The sequence below is a fragment of the Microbacterium aquimaris genome (genome assembly GCF_039531285.1).
GTDB classification, from domain to species: Bacteria; Actinomycetota; Actinomycetes; order Actinomycetales; family Microbacteriaceae; genus Microbacterium; species Microbacterium aquimaris.
This window is the reverse complement of sequence record NZ_BAAAPT010000002.1, coordinates 17,557-36,962: the sequence shown is the minus strand read 5'-3', so window position 1 is coordinate 36,962 and position 19,406 is coordinate 17,557. Positions and strand designations below refer to the sequence as shown.

The 19,406-nt window shown below is 65.0% G+C and carries 20 protein-coding genes, 1 tRNA gene and 2 pseudogenes; 14 read left to right on the top strand and 9 right to left on the bottom strand.

The features are described from left to right. The first annotated feature begins 52 nt into the window (after positions 1-52). Both ABD204_RS09630 and ABD204_RS09625 read left to right on the top strand, forming a co-directional pair. Positions 53-679 carry a hypothetical protein gene (locus tag ABD204_RS09630; RefSeq protein ID WP_194425372.1) on the top strand — a complete coding sequence of 209 codons (627 nt, stop codon included), beginning with the start codon at positions 53-55 and terminating at the stop codon, positions 677-679. 91 nt (positions 680-770) lie between these two features. Next, a complete protein-coding gene (locus tag ABD204_RS09625) occupies positions 771-977 on the top strand; it encodes a hypothetical protein (protein WP_194425373.1) in 207 nt (68 codons plus the stop codon). A 2-nt stretch (positions 978-979) separates the two neighbouring features. Here ABD204_RS09625 and ABD204_RS09620 read toward each other — a convergent pair whose 3' ends face one another. From ABD204_RS09620 to ABD204_RS14090, 3 genes are read right to left on the bottom strand one after another with little or no spacing between them, the layout of a single operon-like run. Beyond that, on the bottom strand, positions 980-2,260 hold the full coding sequence (locus tag ABD204_RS09620) for a wax ester/triacylglycerol synthase domain-containing protein (protein WP_194425374.1): 1,281 nt from the start codon (positions 2,258-2,260) through the stop codon (positions 980-982). Positions 2,261-2,296: 36 nt separating this feature from the next. Continuing rightward, the gene (locus tag ABD204_RS09615; protein WP_194425375.1) at positions 2,297-2,575 is read right to left on the bottom strand and encodes a hypothetical protein; all 279 of its coding nucleotides are present in this window, start codon (positions 2,573-2,575) and stop codon (positions 2,297-2,299) included. Continuing rightward, positions 2,542-2,829, bottom strand: a complete 288-nt coding sequence (locus ABD204_RS14090; protein WP_425561329.1) for a serine hydrolase — start codon at positions 2,827-2,829, stop codon at positions 2,542-2,544. Before ABD204_RS14090 ends, ABD204_RS09615 begins: the two co-directional genes overlap by 34 nt. 235 nt (positions 2,830-3,064) lie before the next feature. Between ABD204_RS14090 and ABD204_RS09610 the strand changes: the two genes are divergently transcribed. From ABD204_RS09610 to ABD204_RS09595, 4 genes are all read left to right on the top strand, one after another. Then, entirely contained in the window at positions 3,065-3,427 is a 363-nt protein-coding gene (locus tag ABD204_RS09610) for an ArsR/SmtB family transcription factor (protein ID WP_194425410.1), read from the top strand. After that, positions 3,424-5,070, top strand: coding sequence for a SulP family inorganic anion transporter (locus tag ABD204_RS09605; RefSeq protein WP_194425376.1), 1,647 nt, complete (start codon positions 3,424-3,426; stop codon positions 5,068-5,070). The genes ABD204_RS09610 and ABD204_RS09605 overlap by 4 nt, the downstream gene beginning before the upstream one ends. Before the next feature lie 379 nt (positions 5,071-5,449). Continuing rightward, positions 5,450-6,490 (top strand): epimerase, encoded by a 1,041-nt coding sequence (locus tag ABD204_RS09600; protein ID WP_194425377.1) that lies wholly within the window; start codon positions 5,450-5,452, stop codon positions 6,488-6,490. Beyond that, positions 6,480-7,157: a TetR/AcrR family transcriptional regulator gene (locus ABD204_RS09595; protein WP_194425378.1), complete on the top strand. Its 678-nt coding sequence runs from the start codon at positions 6,480-6,482 to the stop codon at positions 7,155-7,157. The genes ABD204_RS09600 and ABD204_RS09595 overlap by 11 nt, the downstream gene beginning before the upstream one ends. 590 nt (positions 7,158-7,747) lie before the next feature. Here ABD204_RS09595 and ABD204_RS09590 read toward each other — a convergent pair. Then, a complete protein-coding gene (locus ABD204_RS09590; RefSeq protein ID WP_194425379.1) occupies positions 7,748-7,987 on the bottom strand; it encodes a PLDc N-terminal domain-containing protein in 240 nt (79 codons plus the stop codon). 89 nt (positions 7,988-8,076) lie between these two features. Between ABD204_RS09590 and ABD204_RS09585 the strand changes: the two genes are divergently transcribed. Then, a complete protein-coding gene (locus tag ABD204_RS09585; protein ID WP_206697563.1) occupies positions 8,077-8,382 on the top strand; it encodes a transposase in 306 nt (101 codons plus the stop codon). Further along, positions 8,379-9,089 carry a DDE-type integrase/transposase/recombinase gene (locus ABD204_RS09580; RefSeq protein ID WP_194425380.1) on the top strand — a complete coding sequence of 237 codons (711 nt, stop codon included), beginning with the start codon at positions 8,379-8,381 and terminating at the stop codon, positions 9,087-9,089. Before ABD204_RS09585 ends, ABD204_RS09580 begins: the two co-directional genes overlap by 4 nt. An 819-nt stretch (positions 9,090-9,908) precedes the next feature. On the opposite strand, the gene ABD204_RS09575 is transcribed toward ABD204_RS09580, so the two are convergent. Continuing rightward, positions 9,909-10,520 (bottom strand): hypothetical protein, encoded by a 612-nt coding sequence (locus ABD204_RS09575; RefSeq protein ID WP_194425381.1) that lies wholly within the window; start codon positions 10,518-10,520, stop codon positions 9,909-9,911. A 279-nt stretch (positions 10,521-10,799) separates the two neighbouring features. Between ABD204_RS09575 and ABD204_RS09570 the strand changes: the two genes are divergently transcribed. Next, entirely contained in the window at positions 10,800-11,180 is a 381-nt protein-coding gene (locus tag ABD204_RS09570; RefSeq protein WP_194425382.1) for a hypothetical protein, read from the top strand. A 9-nt stretch (positions 11,181-11,189) separates the two neighbouring features. On the opposite strand, the gene ABD204_RS09565 is transcribed toward ABD204_RS09570, so the two are convergent. Continuing rightward, a protein-coding gene (locus ABD204_RS09565; RefSeq protein WP_241748094.1) for an IS3 family transposase occupies positions 11,190-12,427 on the bottom strand; the annotation gives its coding sequence in 2 pieces (ribosomal slippage) (positions 11,190-12,148 and positions 12,148-12,427; 1,239 coding nt in all). Positions 12,428-12,909: 482 nt separating this feature from the next. Between ABD204_RS09565 and ABD204_RS09560 the strand changes: the two genes are divergently transcribed. Then, entirely contained in the window at positions 12,910-14,613 is a 1,704-nt protein-coding gene (locus ABD204_RS09560) for a DUF262 domain-containing protein (protein WP_194425384.1), read from the top strand. 42 nt (positions 14,614-14,655) lie between these two features. Here the strand turns inward: ABD204_RS09560 and ABD204_RS09555 are convergent, their stop codons facing one another. Next, a complete protein-coding gene (locus tag ABD204_RS09555; protein ID WP_194425385.1) occupies positions 14,656-15,816 on the bottom strand; it encodes a DNA cytosine methyltransferase in 1,161 nt (386 codons plus the stop codon). Between the two features lie 151 nt (positions 15,817-15,967). Here ABD204_RS09555 and ABD204_RS09550 point away from each other — a divergent pair, with 151 nt between their 5' ends. Then, positions 15,968-17,146, top strand: a complete 1,179-nt coding sequence (locus ABD204_RS09550; RefSeq protein ID WP_194425386.1) for a hypothetical protein — start codon at positions 15,968-15,970, stop codon at positions 17,144-17,146. On the opposite strand, the pseudogene vsr reads toward ABD204_RS09550, so the two are convergent. Then, a pseudogene (vsr, locus tag ABD204_RS09545) lies at positions 17,136-17,531 on the bottom strand (DNA mismatch endonuclease Vsr); the annotation flags it as partial. The gene ABD204_RS09550 and the pseudogene vsr sit on opposite strands and share 11 nt — an antisense overlap. Positions 17,532-17,874: 343 nt before the next feature. Between vsr and ABD204_RS09540 the strand changes: the two are divergent. The 3 genes and pseudogenes from ABD204_RS09540 to ABD204_RS09530 all read left to right on the top strand — a co-directional run. After that, positions 17,875-17,955 (top strand): annotated as a pseudogene (locus ABD204_RS09540) (hypothetical protein); the annotation flags it as partial. 58 nt (positions 17,956-18,013) lie between these two features. Continuing rightward, positions 18,014-18,577, top strand: coding sequence for a hypothetical protein (locus ABD204_RS09535; RefSeq protein ID WP_322597650.1), 564 nt, complete (start codon positions 18,014-18,016; stop codon positions 18,575-18,577). A 27-nt stretch (positions 18,578-18,604) separates the two neighbouring features. After that, entirely contained in the window at positions 18,605-19,030 is a 426-nt protein-coding gene (locus ABD204_RS09530; protein ID WP_344098605.1) for a tyrosine-type recombinase/integrase, read from the top strand. A gap of 234 nt (positions 19,031-19,264) precedes the next feature. Here ABD204_RS09530 and ABD204_RS09525 read toward each other — a convergent pair. Continuing rightward, positions 19,265-19,338: transfer RNA gene (locus tag ABD204_RS09525), tRNA-Pro, on the bottom strand. Between the last annotated feature and the right edge of the window lie 68 nt (positions 19,339-19,406).

The window sequence follows — 19,406 nt, the reverse complement described above, 5'->3', positions numbered from 1 at the left end:
TACGTCGAAAGACGTATTGTCCCGGTGCCGCGCCGCGGTCAGCCTTGGTTGCATGATGCCTCCGCGCCTGCCCGCCCCCGTCTCTTTCGCCCATCCGGACCGCCGCGCGTGGGCGGCCGGGCTCGCCCTGGTCGCGCTTGCCGGGTTGACCGCATGCTCGCCGGCCGCAGAGACCGAGCCGGCCGCCGGCGAGCCGACATCCGCCTCCGAACTCGACGAGGACGCAACGGATGCAGATGGCGGCGACGATGACACGGGCGGGGCCGGCGCCTACACGTCCGACGATGTCGGAACCGCGACGGTGTTCGTCGACGGGGTGGAGTTCCCCGATTTCGCGGGTGACTGTGAGATCAGCCGGCAAAACGGCAAGGAGGACGTGGGAGATCTCAACGAGGGGGACATCGTCCTCGTCGTCGGGATCGACAACGTCGCGGCGCACGAAGACAGCGCGATGAACTACATCGCCATCAACGAGGAGAGCTTCACCTTCCGTGACCACACCGGAGTGACCGGTGTGGCCGGCCCGTCGGCGAAGGGCACCATCGAGACGCTCACCGAGCTGGGGCCGCGTGCCGCGGACGGCAGCCGCGACATCGTGCAGGTGCGCCTCGGCGGTGTTCTCGAGGACGGAACGACGCTGGACGCCGACGTGGTCTGCGAACTCCAGAACGCGTTCTGACGAGGCGCATGAGAGCCACGTCGTCAAGCGCTTGACGACGACCGACCCTCCGGCGCACCCTCGAAGGAGATCGCGGAAGGAGCACCCCGATATGTACGCACCCTTCGACCCCGTCGACACGGACAAGCCCCTCGCGGATGTGATCGAACAGCGCGAGCCCGCACGCCCCTCCACGACGGAACAGACCCCCGTTCCCGCGCACGCCGACGAGGGCACCGCGAACGCAGCCGATGTCCTCGAGCAGGATCAGGAGGTCCCGCTCGAGGACGACGACGATCGCGAAGCAGAGGCCCGCTGAGGTCAGTGGGCCGCGCGATGGAGCGCGTCGTAGGCGGTCTCGACGGCCGTGGCGAGATCGACGACGCCGGGGACCGCGGTCGGGTCGGTGCAGAATCCGATGCCGATCGTGTCTTCGTGGGAGATCGCGGCGATCCGCAGGGCGTGGTGCGCGCCCGGTTCCGACGACGAGAACAGCTTCGTGACGCGTCGGCCCGAAACGGAGGTCTCCCCTCGGGGGCCGGGCACGTTGGAGATGGCGACGCTGAATTCACGCGCGCTGGACTCGACTCGTTCCAGCAGCGCAGAGGCGCGCGGCAGTCCACCGACGGCATGCACCTGCCCGACCGCATGCATGAGGTCGTACATGAGCTCGGCGTCGTGGGCCTGTTTCGCCGTGCGGGTCTGCGCACTGATCCGGTCGAGCCGTGTCAGCGGGTCGGATGCCTGCAGGGCGAGGTCGACGTTCATGAACGAGTCCCGGTTCCCCACGTCGGGGGCGTCGTCCCGATGGTGCAGGCTCACCGGGATCTGCGCACGGAGGTCGAGATGCGTGGCGGTGGCGCCGATCCAGCCACGCAGGCCGCCGGCGACGACGGCCATCAACGCGTCGTTGACGGTCGTGTGTTCGGGGCGTGATGCGCCGATCGCCTTCAGCCCACTGAGCGGGACCGCGGCGAAGGCGAGCTCGCGACGGCCGGTGATGGGGAGGTCGAAAGGTGACCGCGACCCGGGATGACCCAGCTCGCGGGCGATCGCAGCCGGAAGACGGTGCCACAGGCTGCGGCGCGCGACGGTGGCGGTGGGTCGCATCCCGACGGCCGAGGCCGGCGCGTCGCGCGGATCCGTGAGCACTTCTTGTAGGAAGCGCATGCCCGCGATCCCATCGACCATGGCGTGGTGCAGGCGGGCGGCGAGGACTTCGCGTCCGTCCTCGAGCGGCCCGATGACATCGATCGTCCACAGCGGATGGCGATGATCGAGGTGTGCGGCCATCAGTTCTCCGGCGATATGGCGCAGATCGTCGTCGGTGGCGACCGGTCGCGGATGACGACGGATGTGCCGGCTGATGTCGAAGTCGTCGGCGGGCACCCAGCGCGGCCGATCTCCTGCGGTGTCCACACGTTCACGGGCCCTCGGGTGATCGCCCAGTCGCTCTGCGACCCGGCGACGTAGTCGGTCGACGTCGAGCGTCTCCCCCGGCTCGAGGACCATCAGCTTCAGCGTGTGTCCGGCCACCACGGCAGACTCCAGAGCCAGGATGCGCGCGTCATCCGGGGACAAGACCGCCTCTTCCGCCGTCACGCCGCCAGCCTATCCACGCCGGCGCCGGCGTACGCGTCACCCGGAGGTGACTGACGCGAGAATCGGCACGATGCGGCGGAACAGCTGGTCAGCCGGATGCGTCTGGTCTGCGAGGCTCGACTCGCTCATGCACACCGCGATGGTCGCTCCGGAGTCGAGGTCGTGAAAGAGCGCGGCGGTGAACCCCAACCCTTCTCCGTTGTGCCCCCACCAGCCGTCGGTCTCACCGATGCCCAGGGCGTACTCATCGTAGGGTGGGCCGGCATCCAGCGGCGCTCCGATCAGGCGCTCCGCCTGTGTGCTGCTCTGCAGCAACGATCCCGTGACGCGGGCTTCTCCCCAGATCCGCGCGTCGTCGAGGGTGCGACTTCGCCTTCGTCGACGAGTTGCAGCAGGAGGGTCACGGTGAAGGTTTTCGTGATGCTCCGAAGCGGCCATGACATGTCGATGTCGACCGGCTCGCCCTGCTCGATGTCGGAAAGCCCCGCCGCGGCCTTCCACTCCCCCTCCCCCGGGATCCAGACTCCGACCGCCCCCCCCCCCCCCCCCGGGACATCGAACTGCGCCATCGTCTCGTCGAGTGCCGATTGCAGGCGCTCCTGCACGCTCTCGGGCAGGTCACCGGAGGACGCCGAGGAGCTGGCATCCGGTGCCGGCGAACCGCCCGTCGAACCGGCACAACCCACCACCGTGAACAGGGCGGCGATGACGACGGCGGCTACCAGCCGCCCTCGATCTCGCGAAGACTCCCCTGCGATATGATGACTCCATCAATTCATAATTCACGAGAGTCCGGAGTCACCCCTGTTCGACAACGATGAGCGCCCGCTCTACGAGACCAAAGCCAATCTCTTCAAGGGGCTCGCGCATCCGTATCGTATTCGCGTGCTCGAGATTCTCTCGAGTACAGAAGAAGCATCCGTTTCCGAGATGCTCACGCAAACCGGACTCGAAGCCTCGCACCTGTCGCAACATCTGTCGGTACTGCGACGCTACGGACTGGTCGTCTCCGAGCGCCGGGCAAGCGTGGTCTATTACCGCCTGGCATACCCGCAGGTCGCAGATCTGTTGAAGGTTGCCCGCCGGTTGCTCGACCAGTTGTTGCACGCCTCTGCCGACCAGAGGGCACGTGCCGACGAACTCCCTTCGATCTCCTCGGCACGATGAGCGCTTCGTCACGGTCGCTACGCGCATTGTTGCCGAGTCGCGACGACTACCGCGGTTTGCGACGAAGCTGGCGAGGTGACATCGCCGCCGGGATCACCGTGGGCATCGTCGCCCTCCCTCTCGCTCTCGCTTTCGGCGTCAGCTCGGGTGTCGGCGCCGAAGCCGGACTGATCACGGCGATCGTCGCCGGCATCGTGGCGGCGGTGTTCGGTGGATCGAACGTGCAGGTGTCGGGCCCGACCGGTGCCATGGTCGTCGTTCTGGCGCCCATCGTGGTCGTGCACGGCGTCGAGGCGGTTGTCGTCGTCAGCATTCTCGCTGGATGCATCGTGTTGGCCGCCGGAGCGCTCCGGCTCGGGCGAACGGTGAGCTATATCCCATGGCCGGTCATCGAGGGCTTCACGGTCGGCATCGGCGTCATCATTTTTCTGCAGCAGGTTCCCGCCGCCGTCGGCGTCGCCAGCACCGGCCACAGCACGAACGCGCTTGTGGCGGCGGTCCAGTCCGTGAGGGACGCCGACTGGCCTGCCGCCCTGCTGCCGGTCGCCGCGGTGGTTGCGGTGGCGCTGATCATGGTGCTGCTGGGCAGGGTGAGCGGCCGTCTCCCGGCATCGTTCATCGCCATCGTCGTCGTGACACTCGCAACGACTGTCTTCGCGTTGCCGCTTTCGACGATCGGCGAACTGCCACGATCTCTGCCGGCGCCGAGCCTGCCGCTTTTCACCATGGAGACCACGCTGAGCCTGATAGGTCCAGCCTTCGCGGTAGCCGCCCTTGCCGCCATCGAATCGCTGCTGTCCGCGCGCGTGGCGGCATCCATGGCTGATACCGGCCCTGTCAATGCCGACCGTGAACTCGTCGGGCAGGGCCTCGCCTCTGTCGCCTCCGGCTTCTTCGGTGGGATGCCTGCGACCGGAGCGATTGCGCGCACCGCGGTGAACGTCCGATCGGGGGCACGCACGAGAGTCTCTGCCGTTGTGCATTCACTCGCACTCCTGGCTGTCGTGTACGCGGCTGCGACCGTTGTCGCGACCATCCCGCTCGCGGCACTCTCAGGAGTGCTGATGGTGACCGCCGCACGCATGATGTCTCCGCGACTGATCGCTCTGGTGCTGCGCTCGACGAAGTCCGATGCGGCCGTGTTCATCATCACGGCCGTGATCACGGTGAGCTTCGATCTGATCATCGCGGTTGGCATCGGCATCGTGGTTGCCGCATTCTTCGCGTTGCGTGCACTCAGCGAGGCGAGCGGTGTGCGCCGAGAGGAGCTGCCGGGCCCCGCGATGCCGGGCGACGAGCGAATCGGATTGTTCCGAATCGACGGCTCGCTGTTCTTCGGCGCAGCCGAGCGGCTACTCGACCGCATCAGTGGTCAACAAGGTATCGAGGTCGTGATCCTCCGACTCTCGCAGTTGCAGTTGATCGACGCGACAGGGGCCCGCACTCTGACCGAGCTCGTCACGACGTTGGAGCAGCGCGGGGTCACGGTCTTGATCAAGGGCATCAGGAGCGAGCACATGCAGGTCCTTGAGCGACTCGGGACGGTGGACTCCCTCAGGCATCCCAACCATCTGTTCGCCGAACTGCACCCCGCGATCGAACATGCGAGATCTCACGTGGCACGATCTGCCGTCGGCAACTAGCCTCGCGCCACTGAGCGGCCGCCAGATCCGACCACTCAGCAACGAGAACACGCTGAGCTGTTTTGCAATCAGTATTGCCAACAGCCCTTCTGTTCTGTTTTGTGGGCTGTTGGCAAAACCTGTAGGGGCGCCGATCGCCCGCACCTCCCCTCTAGGTCTTTCCTGCGACGCTCCGCAGATTTTCCTGCAACCAGGCGTCGCACAATCCAGATCAACGCTCGCATCGGCGGACGCCGCTTTCCTCGCCCAGGGCCCACTGCAGCATTGGTTCCCTCTTTCGTCGAAGGTGACGTCACCCAGCCTTGGGACCGTGAGGCGCGTTGATTGTCGGCACATCCTCACTTACTGAACATGTTCAGTAACGGTGTACAGTGATCGCATGCCGACGTATCCGGGGCCAGTGGTCGTACTTGCTGGCGCGAGCGGGTTCATCGGGAGCGCGGTCGCTGACGCGTTCGTCGAGGACGGATACGAGGTGAGATTCGTCGGCCGCGATGCGCCTGTCCGGTGGGATGATCCCGATGCTCTCGGCCGCGCGGTGAACGGGGCCGACGTTGTCGTCAACTTCGCAGGCAAGTCTGTTAACTGCCGGTATACCGACCGAAACCGCTACGAGATCCTCGCCTCGCGCGTGCAGACGACCCGTGCGTTACGGGAGGCAATCGCGCACGCCGACCATCCCCCGCGGGTCTGGATGAACGCGTCGACAGCGACGATCTATCGGCACGCGATGGACCATGCAAATACGGAGGACTGCGGGGAACTCGGCTCGGGGTTCTCCGTCGATGTTGCGACGTCTTGGGAACGCGAGCTGTTCGCGGACTCGCTCCCCGAGACGCGCCGGGTGGCGCTTCGGATGGCGATCGTCGTCGGCGACGGACCTGCAACACGCATGCTGTTCAGGCTCACGCGGAGGGGTCTCGGTGGAACCCAGTTCGACGGCTGGTGCCCGCCGCATCGCCGCTACCGTGGAATCGGGGAGCACCCCACCGGCAGCGACCGTGCACCGTGGCACCGCACTCACGGACGTCAGAAGTTCAGCTGGGTCCATATCGACGATGTCGTCGCCGCCATTCGCTTCATCCGGGACGAGGAGAATCTGTCCGGCCCGATCAACATCGCGTCACCGCAGCCGTCCGATAACCGTGCGCTCATGCGAACGCTCCGGCGGGTCGTCGGCCGCCGGGTCGGCCTGCCGAGTCTTCGATGGATGCTGGAACCCGCGATGTGGGTGATGTCCACCGAGCCCGAACTTGTCCTCAAGAGCCGGTGGGTCATCCCGCAGGCCCTTACCGACGCCGGATTCACCTTTTCGCACCCCAACCTGCAGGAGGCGCTCACGGAAGTCCACACCCGCCATGCCAACACGACAACACCCGGGGCGGCCAGGACAGAGAAGACCACGAGCCATGCCGCGTAGCTCGGAACCTGGAACCAAAGGCGAGCGCACCCGCGAGCGCATCCGCACCGCCGCGCTCGCGTCCTTCCGCGACAACGGGTATGACGCAACGACGATCCGGAAGATCGCGGACGAACTCGGGATGTCTGTGGGAGCGACGAACTACCACTTCCCCTCGAAGAACCACCTCGTTCAGGAGCTGTACCTCGATGTGCAGCACGCGCACCGCGCCGCCGCCGAACGCCTGCTGGAAAACGAGACGCGACTCATCGACCGGCTGGCCATCGTCTACGCAACCGGAATCGACCAACTGATGCCGTACCACGCTCACGCCGGTGAATTCCTCTCGGCCGCGGTCTCGCCACGATCACCGATCAACCCGTTGTCGGCCGAATCCGCTAGCTCCCTCGACATTGTCGAGGAACTGTTCGCACAGGCGGTCGAAGGCGCCGCACCCTCGGGTCTGCCCGCCGACGTCCGCGCACTCCTCCCTCGCGCACTGGTTCTCGCGCACCTGCTGCTCGCGCTCTTCTGGGTGTACGACACCTCCGAAGGCCAGCGCCACACACGGGCGCTACTCGAGCGCGGTCTCAAGCTGTTGGGGAATGTGCTCCCGCTGGCCCGGGTGCCCATCCTCCGAGGCCCCCTACGCGACGTGCTCTCACTCGTCACCGAGGTCCGCGCATGACAGCGCCCGGACAGCGACCGGGATACATCACCTACGCGGCCGCGATGGTCGGACAGGGATCATAGGGATGGCCAATCCCGCGACGGCAACCAGAGGCCACCAGGTCGAGGTCACGACGGAAATGACGACACCGGTAAGCGCGATAACGCCCAGGGCGATCCAAAGGATCACGCGCGTGTGAACAGACGCTGAAGACGCCGCTTTCGTCACGACCTCATACTACGAAGGGCTCGCATTGTTTTCCACTGTCGCCGGGCGATCACTCATGGACCGCTTACTGGGTGGCGCTGAGGAGGGCGTGGAGGTACCGGCGGCGGGCGAACAATTGCGCCGCCAGGCCATGTTGACCAAGAGGTTTCACTCCCGGCTAGGTGAGTCTTGAACGGTGACCTTCGTGGTGGTGACCGCCGCAGAAGTGACCGCCCGCGAACTGTTCGATATCTCGCTCGACATCGACGCGCAGGCGTCTTAGATGCAGCAATCCGACGAGCGCGATCGCCGGGACAACGCGAGCAGGCGAAGATCGAAGGCGTCCGACTCGCGTGAGCATCGCGCGGCGGAGGGTGGAGTGGCGGCGTTGCCAGCCAGAATCAGGTAGTCGGATCCCCGGGGGCGGCGCGCCGGCCGACCGTCAGCCACGCGACCGAACCGATGAGCGGTACGAGAAGCACGACGACCGTCCACACCAATGCTTGCGTCGCAGCGAGCCGGCGCGCAGAACGAGCGAGCGTCACCAGCGCAACGATAGTGAGCGCGATGACGAGCACGACGACGATTGACCAGACGAGGTCGTAGCCAGCGGGGATCAACGGATTGTGCTCGTCGCTCACACCGCCACCATACGGGGCGTGGGCGTGAAGAAGGAAGCGGTGACAACTGATCGTTAGTGCCGGGAGGCGCTGGCGGGGAGGATGTCATCATGCCTGGCCCCTATCCCAGAGAGTTCCGCGAAGACGTCGTCGCGGTTGCTCGTAGCCGCGAGAGCGGCGTCACCATCAAGCAGATCGCCACCGACTTCGGCATCAGCGAAGCGACGCTCCAGAATTGGCTCCGCCAAGCCGACGTTGAGGAAGGCAACCGTCCGGGCCAGACCGCGGCGGATGCGGCCGAAGCGCGGGAGTTGAAGAAGCGGATCCGGCTGCTCGAGCAGGAGAACGAGGTGCTCCGCCGTGCGGCGGAATATCTGTCGCAGGCGAATCTGCGCCTCGATGGCTCCCCAAAATGACGTACCCGCTCGTATCTGAGCTTGCCGACGCGGGGATTCCCGTGACGGTGTCGTGTCGGGTTCTCAAGCTCGCCCGCCAGCCCTATTACCGGTGGCGCAACGCCCCGATCCGGGACGCGGATGTGCTCCGGGCGTATCGGATCAATGCACTGCATGACGCGCACCACGATGACCCGACGTTCGGGTATCGCTATCTCGCCGACGAAGCGCGGCGTGCGGGGTGGCGGATGAGTCGCCGGACGGCGTGGAAGCTGTGCTCGCAGGCGGGGATCCTCTCGTCCGCGCAGCGCCGGCGGCGTGGGAAGGGCAAGAAGTCCGGGCCGCCGGTGTTCGATGATCACGTGCAGCGGGTGTTCCGCGCTGACGCGCCCAACCGGCTCTGGCTCACGGACATCACCGAGCATCGCACGAGCGAAGGCAAGCTCTACTGCTGCGCGATCAAAGACGTGTTCTCCAACCGGATCGTCGGCTACTCGATCAGCGACCGGATGACCGCCAAGCTCGCCGTGGACGCCGTCCGCAACGCCGTCGCTCGCCGGCACGAGGTCGCGGGCTGCATTCTGCATGCCGATCGCGGCAGCGAAATTTCGCTCGAGCACGCTTCCTGGAGGACGTCGCGACCTATCCGTACCCGCAGACGAGTGACAGGCCGATTGCCCCCACAAGGACGACCAGCGCCGGCGCCAGCGCAGCCGCCATCCGAGTGACCCGCCACCTCACAATCCGTCTCTCTCTGCGCGCAATCATGGGCAGCACAACGATGCCGGCCAAGCCAACAACGTATGTTGCGAGGAACAGGAGGGACAGGACGAGGTTGTCTGTGACTCTTCGCCAGAGTTCGTCGGCAAGGTTCGGTGCCGCTTCCAGATCCCCGCTGATGAGCATTACGCCGATCAGTGGCAAGAAAGGGGCGGGCAAGAGAGCCGCCCACGGCCGTCGGTTTCCATCCGCGAGGGCTGCTCCAGGCGATCCCAGCATCACGGGTAGTCCGTGATTCACCCAAGCAGCGATGGTGCGGTACCAGACAGCCATCGCAACGCCCGCCGCGGAGAAGAGGAGAGCGAACAACACATCGAACCAAATGACACCGTCGCTTACGGCCATGGTGCTACCCAGAGCAAAGATGTAGAGCATCCGGCCCCCATTCCGAGATTCAGCCCGCCTGACTCGGTCCGTGAATCGGCCTGACTTTCGTTCCTCCGATGAAGCTCCCGGCGCCACCTGACGGCTCGATCGCAATGTACCCGATCGCGCAGCCTTCGGCGAAAAGGGGCGTCACCTGTGTGTCGACGACGAAGGGCCCACCCATCACCCCAAGAAGAATCGCGGACGCGAGGCTGACGGCACTGGCTGGCACGGCGAGGTACGGCCACCAACGAGGTGCAGGGGCGAGTAGACGAGCGACGCGAAGGCCACGAGGCCGACCACACCTGGGAGATCCACGCGGACGGCTGGTCATGGTGTGGGAGTCTCCGCGTACCTCGTCAGCGTGCATCGCTGCAACTGGCGCCTACACCCGTCGCCCGTCACCGAGTATCGCGGGCTACCAATAGACCAGCCGCTGCATCCGGGGCGGCGGTGCTCTCGTTTCGACGGATGTATCGCCTTCTCGGTAGCGTCGCTCCTCGGCGGGCGAGCTCCTTCCTGATTGCGTTCCCGCTCACCCCGATAGTGCGGGCGAGCGACTCGGTGCCCTTGGCGTTGATGTGCTCGAGCATCGCTTCGGTCGTTGGGTACTCCGCCTTCTGGACCCGACCTGGAGTCGAGACCGCACACAGGTCCACTCCCCTGCGAAGGAGGTATCGCCGAAGGGCTTGCGTGCTCCCTCCAAGCTCGCGGGCGTAGCTCGCTATGCCTATGGACTCAATTCTGCGGACCATTACCGTGATGTCGTCTGGATACCGGTCTGTTCTCGTCGTTGTCATACCGAGCATGTACGCGGCGCCGTCGGAGAATCGTGCGATACAGCTGTTGCCGGTTCTCGCGTTGGCCGCGAAGCGCGTCCCCCCGTCGCCGTTCGGGGCATCCCGTTGAAGGCTGGCGCCAGCTCGATTCAACCGGTCGTGCTCCTCGGGAGTGACCCAACACTTCGCGAGCAGCGCATCGAAGATCGCAACAGCTGATCGGGCGTGAGTCATCCAGCGGAGCACCGATCGACGTCGCCTCGGCCGATGTGGGCTGTCGGATCGCGCTCGCTCACTCAATGCACCGACTCGCGGACAAAGGTCGCCCGACCCCTACCTCATGTACGCGGCATGAAGAAAGCTGGTGGCTGGCGCGGACGTGGACGGAGCCCGCTCCGCAGAGACGACATCCCGGTCAGAAACGAGGTCTCGTGCCCCGTGTGAGTACGGACTTGCCGCGAAGCGACGGCAGTCTTCTGCTCGAGCACGGGCACGACCATGGGAGGTGATCGCTTGAGTGAGACGCTGAACCCCGTCGTGGTGGCTGTCGACATTGACGGTGTTCTCCGCCTACCGCCGCTCGATCGTGGAGCGGGTGAGTTGTCGCGTGCCGGTGTGTACGAAGCGACGGTTCGCGTGTTCCGCGAGGATTATCCGGTCGCGTTTCATGACCCCGCCGGTGACTGGAGCGACGCCGGGGCCATCGGCGACATCGCCTGCTACTCAGCTGCCGGTGCCGCCTGGTTGCAGCGCCTCGTGGCCGACCCCCGCGTGATCGTGTGTTGGGCGACCACATGGCAGGGGTACGCGAATACTTACTTCGCACCCGTGCTCGGGATCCCTCCACTCGAGGTCGGCGTCAACACGCGTCCACGCCTCACTGAATCGGCCTGACTTTCGTTCCTATCGGGAGCCTTGTCCGGCAGGTGCCGGCTGGTCTGATTCTTGGTCAGCGTAGTACGCCTGCTCGGCCTCGAGTGGGGTGCGCATGTCGAGCTCGCCGTGGAGGCGCTGGTTGTTCCACCACCACACCCATTCGAGCGTCGCGAGCTCAACCTGCTCGACCGTCCGCCACGGCCCGCGTTGCCGGATCAGCTCGGTCTTGTAGAGGTTGTTGATCGCCTCGGCGAGGGCGTTATCGTAGCTGTCGCCGACCGTCCCTGTCGAGGGAACGGCGCCGAGTTCGACGATCCGGTCGGTGTAGACCATCGCCATGTAGTTCGATCCGTGGTCCGAATGATGCGTCAGCCCGGTGAGGTCGCCGCCAGCGCCCCACGCGGCCATGTCGAGCGCCTGCAGGGGCAGGATCTCCGACCGCAGCGTCGAGGCTACGTTCCAGCCGACAATGCGTCGGGAGTAGACGTCGGTGACGAACGCGACGTAGGCGAAACCACTCCAGGTCGCGACGTAGGTCACGTCGCAGACCCAGAGCCGCCGCGGCGCCGGCGCGGTGAAGCGACGATTCACGAGATCGCTCGGCAGGGCCGTCGTCTTGTCGGAGCGTGTCGTGAACACTCGCTTCGACTTTCTCACACCCCGGACTCCACCCAGGCGCATGAGGCGTTCGGTCTGGTCGCGGCCGATATCCCACCCTTGCCTGCGCATCAGGGCATGCATCTTCCGGCGCCCGTAGACGCCGTAGTTCTCCGCATGCAGCCTTGCGACCTCCGGGACGAGCAGCTCGTCCTTCAACTGCCGCGCTGACGGCGCACGACCGACCGCGGCGCGATATCCGCGGGAAGTGAGGAACCCTTGAACTGCCGGTCTGAGGACTCGGCAGATGAGCTCGACCCCGAAACGATCCCGGTACTCGGTGATGAACCGGATCATCTCGGTCAGGGGCGGTCGAGCTCCTTCGCGAAAAACACGCTCGCAGCCTTGAGGATCTCGTTCGCCTTCCGCAGCTCGGCGTTCTCCTTCTGCAGCCGCTTGATCTCCGCCGCCGCGTCCGTCGTAAGCCCCGGCTTCACACCGGCGTCGACCTCGTAACGGCGCTGCCAGAGCCGCAGCGTCTCGGGACTCATCCCCAGCAGCCCGGCCACGTGACGGACCGCGCTCATCATCGTCGGGTGCGAAGGCCGCGTCTCCGCGAGCATCCGCAACGCCCGCTCACGCATCTCCGGCGAGTACTTCCTGTTCATCGAGTTCCATCCTTGCTTGAAGAACGGAACGAAAGTCAGGCCAATTCAAATGGCCTCTGCGAAACCGCAGAGGCCATTCGTGTTTTCCGACCTTGCCAAGCTGTTTTGCAATCAGTATTGCCAACAGCCCTTTTGTCGGGATGACAGGATTTGAACCTGCGACCCCTTGACCCCCAGTCGTCCAGACGGCGTCGTCGAGGCCGAAATCCGCGCGATTTCGGGCCTCAGATCATGCAGAGAACGTCACGAGATGGGCGTGAGGAACGGATCGGTGTCAACCTGTCACCTCTTCGTTCCTCACGCCCCTGCGCCGTCGCAGCGATAGTCGGCCCTGACATCAGCGAGGACAGCCGTGGCCTCTGGGCTCGCTCCGACCTCGTGTTGGCGACATATCTTCATACACTGCTGGGCACCAGTACGCTCAAGAGGGAGACCGTGCCCTACGGATCGACCACGGACGCCAGACGAGCATGGAGGAGCACGTGCCGGAGATCGACTTCCAGCCCGACAAACGGACGATAGAAGACCTCTTCGTCGGTGCGGACTACTACGTCATCCCGCGCTTTCAACGCCCCTACAGCTGGGACGCAGCCAACCTCGACGACTTCTGGCGAGATGTCGTCTACGACAACAGTGTTGGCTACTTCATCGGACCGATGGTGGCCTGGCGTGATGCGGAGAGCCCTGTGCGTCGCCTCGTGGATGGACAGCAGCGAGTCACGACCATTGCGATTATGTTTGCCGTTCTTCGGGATCAGTTCGAGGCACTCGGCGAGACCAAGCTGGCCGCTGGCGTACATCGTTATCTGGAGAAGGCAGACCGGAACAACGAGCAGCGTTTCACTCTTCAGACGGAGGTGGACTCACGATTCCTGTCCCAGGCGATTTTCAAGAGCCCTCCCGAGGCAGACATCAAGCCCCAATCGGAAGAAGAGGAAGCTCTCTTCAAGGCGCTGGATGCGATCAGGAAGCGGATAGGCGAAGAAGTTACCAAGAGGCAAGACCCGCTCGATTGGCTACGTGATCTGCGCGACCGTCTCTTAGGGCTTCGGGTGATCTGGATTGAGCACGGCAACGAAGATGACGCTTACGTGATCTTCGAAACTCTCAACAGTCGAGGCAAGGATCTTGAGGTCGTTGACCTGCTGAAGAACCTTCTGCTGAATAGATTGCGGGGGACGGGGAACTCCGCGGCAGATGCGGCAAGAACGACCTGGGACCGAATGCGGAACGAACTTGAGGCAAGCGAGAGCCGGAAGCGCATCGACCCGAACCGCTTCATTCTCCACTGGTGGCTCTCACAAGAGGACTATGTCGCGGAACGCAAGCTGTTCCCTGCGGTCAAGAAGAAGATCAAGTCGAAGCCCGTAGCCAGAAATCAGCTCGCTTCACTCAGCCGAGATGCCCCGCTCTATCGTGTGGTGATCGAACCAACCTCACGAGCCTGGCCGATGGAAGAGGATGACGCGCGACTTAGCCTTGAAGCGCTCTCCATCTTCGGCATCGTGCAGCCGGCTCCTCTCCTTCTTTCGCTACTTCGAGCTCGCGATGCCACTCCGAAGCTGAAGGGCGTGCAGCTGAAGAAGACTCTTCAGGTCGTGGAGCGCTTCCATTTCCAGCACACCGTTGTCAGTCAGCTGCGCAGCAGCGGAGGCGTCTCGGAAATGTACGCGAAGGCTGCGCGCGAGCTCTCGGCCGCGGGCGGCGACCAGGAAGAACGCGCGCGCGTGCTCACGGAGATCAGAAACAAGCTGATAGAACGCCGACCTGACAGAGAACAGTTCGTCCTCTCCTTCGTGGAGCGTTTCTACTTCACTAACGAGCAAGCCCGAGACAGCAAGTTGGTGCGATACGTGCTGGAGCGCCTCCTTCGGCATTCGCACCCGACAACCAGCGTCGAGCGACTCACGATCGAGCACATCCTCCCCCAGAAGGAGCTGCGCAGTGGAGTGCCCTTCGAAGTCGTCGGAAGCCTTGGAAACCTTCTCCTCGTGAACGATTCGCTCAACACACGGCTCGACGACAAAGACTTCGAGTCCAAGAAGCGCATCCTGCGGAGTGATGGACTCAACTATGACATCGGCGGAGTTCTCGACTCGGCGGAGTGGACCGAAGAATCGATCGTGGCCCGGACACGTCTTCTTGCCAAGCGTGCATACGACGAGGTATGGAAGCTCCCTCTGTAATCGAGGCTCACGCCCGCCCAGGGCGTTGAGGCCCGATTCACATCACGCGAAGATCAGCTCCCCGTCGGTCGCTTGGCGATCGAGGTAGCCGAGCTGATCCATCAGCGCACGGACGACGGCCTTGCCGAGTTCCAGAGGGACGGCGTTGCCGAGCTGGCGCTGCATATCCGCTCGGGTGCCGTCGATCTTGAAGTCGTCGGGGAACGACATGAGTCGGAGCATCTCGTTGACGCGGAGTCGTCTTGCCCGTTCCTCGCCGGACGCGGTGCGGACGTTCTCCCAGTGGAAAGGTCCGACCCACGGTCCGGGCTGCGCCTGGAGAGTGGTGGAGGGCCGGTTGGGGTCAAGGCGTAGCAGAAAGGTCCAGTAGCGGCTGCGCCACTCGAAGTGGTTGCGGCCGCCATATCGCTCGGTGTGCCACAGGTAGTTCTGACCGGGCGGGATCTCCGCGGCGAGCTGCCCGTAGTTACCGTCAACGATCTCGTCCTCAGCGGCGCGGACCAGCCGGGGTAGTCCAGCGAACGCCTGAGAGGCGATGACGTGCGGAATCTTGCTGGTGTCGACGGTGCGGCTATGTTCACTCCATCCGGAGTGGGTGGGCTCGGGGAACTCGAACTTCTGCCCGTCGCGTCTGCCGACGACGAACACGCGGCGGCGCAGCTGTGGGACTCCGTAGTCCGCGGCGAGCAGCACCTTCCATTGCGGGTTGTAGCCGAGTTCGCCGAGTCCCTTGAGGAGCCGCTCGAACTGGGCTTTGTGGGTCTTATACGTCAGACCCTGCACATTCTCCAGGATGAACGCCTCGGGGCGTGACTCACGCACGACACGGACGAACTCGTCCAGCAGGGAAGCGTTCGGGTCGCGGCTCTCTCGCTTCTGCTCCAGCCAGAACCCCGACTTGGAGAACGGGGTGCACGGCGGCCCACCGACGACCAGCACGGGCTCCTTGGCCCGCAGCCCTGCGGTGGCGAGGATCTGCTCGGTGGGGACCTGTCGGATGTCTCCGGTGAGGGTCGCAGCGCCGTCGAAGTTCGCCTTCAACGTCTGCAACGCGGGCTCGTTGTAGTCCGTCGCGACCGACACGCGCAGCAGGCCGCTGCCGGGGTCACTGGAGGCGAGGGGCTCGGCGTCTGCGCGTTCGACGGCGAGGTCGAGTCCTCCGGCTCCGGAGAACAGGCTCACCACCGGGAGCTGCTCGCCCATCTGCCACCTCTTCCTATACGCGCACGCACGGCCCGGCCTCTGCGGATAGTGCGTGTCTGATCAGTATCGTCGAGACGAGTCTGCCGACAGCCACCGACATGCCCAACGTGACCAACGGCATCGGTGGAGAGCCTGAGCCGGAAGGGGCCCTGTGGAGGAAGAACCGATCGCCGGACGCGCCTTCGGCGAGGTCTACCGCGTCCAGGGACGCAGCGACCTGCACACGTTTCTCCTCGATGCAGTCCGCGCCTCCGGCGGACGCGTGCTGTACGCGAGCGACCCGCACCGCGCACCCGTCTACCTCGGCGTGCAGCTGGACTCCGACGAGCGCATCGGGATGCTCGTCTACCCTTTCCGCGTCACCCGCAACTCGATCAAGAACCGCCCCGACGACGAGGTCCGCGGCCAGCTCCGCTACGGCGCTGAGGAGTCCTGGAAGCGAGAGCACCCGGTCGGACGGGATGTCGCCGGCGTGGACGTGACGATGATCCTCGGGGTCGACCTCGCCGACGGGGTCATCCTCGGCCTGGACGCCAACCTTTGGGACCCGCTCCCGATGGGCATCTCCTTCTACGCCAAGGACGCAGAGATTCAACAGGCCAAATCATCCGGCTGGCACGTGTGGGAGAAGATCAACCGCGCGGGAACGAAACGCTCCGAGCCCCGATCCCCCACCAGCCTGGAGACGGTCGTCGCGTTCACTCCAGACCGTCTCATTGACTACGCACGTCTCGAACGACGAGCGACCTCACTACGCCTGGACCCACCGCTGCGATACTCAGCTGCGGTCGCGCTCACAGCCAAGACAGCGGTCGACGAGCTGCCGAGCCGACACGTGCTGGAGGAGCAGTTCGCACTCACCAGCGAGCAGATCCTCGACATCATCGGCGGTCGCAACCGGCTCTCCGTCGCCGTCCGCGGCGGAGTCGCCGAGTACCACTTGGAGCACCTGCTCGAAACCTCGCCCGACATCGCCGCGGTCGAGCGGCTCGACGTGGACGCGATGCACGACTTCAACGTGACCCTCACGGACGGAAGGCTGATGCGGGTCGAGTGCAAGAACGCAAGCCCAAAGACCTCCGCCAGCGGGAGCTTCAAGGTCGAGGTGCAGAAGACCCGCGCGTCCAAGGGCGATCCCGCCTCGCGGTTCTACCCCGTCGGCGGATTCGACGTCGTCGCGGCCTGCCTGTTCTCACCGACCGGACGGTGGGAGTTCCGTTACGGGCTCACCTCACATATGGCGCGGCACAAGGACTTCCCCGACAGGCTCACGCCGATCCAGACGATCACCGATGATTGGACAGAGAGTTTGTCCGCCCTCAGCGAGTGACCTCTGGTCGATCGCGCACGACGTCCACGATGCTCGCGGCGATCGAGGAGTGGGCTTCGTATTCCCAGAGCCGCAGCACCCTCCGGCCTCGTTCCTCTAGCAACGCAGTGGTCTCGATATCGCGGAGCCGGTTTCGGCCGATCTTGCCCTCCCAGTAGTCGCGGTTCATCGACGGCATCTTGAAGTGCTCGGGGCAGCCGTGCCAGTAGCAGCCGTCGATAAGCACCACCACGCGCGCACGAGTGAACAAGGAGTCCGCTGTCCTACGCAGGTCACGCTCCGGTCGCGCGTCGACCCGATACCGGAGCCTCGCGGCGTGCACCAGGCGTCGCACCGCCAGCTCCGCCTGCGTGTCGCGGCTTTGGTTGCCCTGCATGGTCTTCCGAGCGGCAGCGCTGGAAGCCCACGGCGTGTACGTGGTTCGAGGTTACGGACTCGTAGTGAATCGTTCGCCTTCGTCGGGACCGACTACGACGCTCTGGAGGAGGACGAGTCGCTCGGTCGGCGCGAGATAAGGAGACCACTAAAGTTGAAGGCCATGTCTCCGGAACCAGTCGCCAGTCGCCAGTAGCCAGCGTCGGAAGAGGTCGGTCGAGGGCCGGCGACTTGGGTAGGCCGCGCATACCGACCGGCACGTTCGGGAAGATCGGTCACTGTTCCAGCCCGGCACCGCCGACATCACGCCGGAAAGCGGCTTCCCGGAGTTAGTGGACTACTGGCTTGAGGACATGGAGTTGGAAGACCGCCTGTCGTTGACGACTCAGCAGCTCTACGAGCGAAACACGCGGACTCTGGTGCTGCCCGCATTCGAACACCTGACATTGCGCGAGGCCCGCGTGGCCCGCTGCGACCGATTTCTGAAGGGCCTTGCCCGCGAGAGCCCGTGCCGCGGTGCGCCACTGGGAAACGGGTCTGAACGAGACCGGGCCTCGACCAGACGGACAACTCGGGGCCGTCATCGAAGTGATGCTCGGAACCTCCGCTCGCATCGGGGAAGTCCTGACGTTGCGACGGTGCGACATCGACTTGACCTCCGCGCCGACGAAGATCACCGCCGGGATGATCGACCGCGCCATCGACGCCTGGGAGGCCGAGCACTCCGCTTCCACGATCAAGAACTCCATCGCCCCACTCGTCCGGGTCCTGGACGAAGCCGTCCGTGACGACATCATCTCGATCAACCCCGCCAAGCACCGCGCCCGCCGCAACCTCGGCAAGCACGTCCCCCACACCACCGGGGCGCTCCGCCGGTACGCGCTCCCGGACCTTTCGACATTGCAGAAGCTCGCCACCGCGTGCGGGAAGGTGCATCAGTCCCACTCCGATCACGTCATGCTCGCCGCCCTCCTCGCCGCCCGCGGCTCCGAAGTCGCAGGGCTCCGAGCCGGGGACATCGATTGGGGCAACCGCATCGCGTGGATCAGACGCTAGCACTACCCCGGCAAAGGCGGCCTCGTCATCAACCAGATCAATGGGCGCCGAGACCGCCCCGTCCCGATGCTCGATGCGCTCGAACCCATCCTCGAACGACTCACCGACGGCAAGGAGCCCGATGATCCCCTCCTGTGCGGGCCACGCGGCGGAGTCCTCACCACCGCCACCGTCCCGGATGCGACCGACTGGGACGACCTCGTGGCAAAGCTCGGCTTCGACAACCTCACCCGGCACGGGCTCCGGCACACCGGAGCAACCTGGATGGCCGACGCCGGCATCGCCCAGCACGTCCTCCCAGAGATCCTCGGGCACCAATCGATCGAGACCACCAACGGCTACCTCCACCCCGACCACCGACACCTCGCCGAAGCAGCCCGACAGGCCAACCAGCTCCTCTCCACGGCCCCCACCAGAAGGGACACCACCCGCCGCACCGGACCCCGCCTGTGACCGTCCGAAGAACCCACGCTCCGGCCCTTCCAGAGGGGTCGGAGCACCGTCTTGTCCGGAATCCGGTCCACTTCACGGGCACCCTTTGGTGCACTTCACCGACATCGGTGCCGCACACGATTGGTCCACATCGGCGGCGGCCGGAACGAGCAGATCGGGCGAGTGGACCAGGCAGTGACCACACCCAGGAACGACGAAGCCCTGGTGACAGTTACCTCTCACCAGGGCTTTTTGTCGGGATGACAGGATTTGAACCTGCGACCCCTTGACCCCCAGTCAAGTGCGCTACCAAGCTGCGCCACATCCCGGAATCCGGACCGTGATCCGAACAACTCTCCCATCTTAGCCGCATCCGAACCGTGCCGCGAACCGAGCC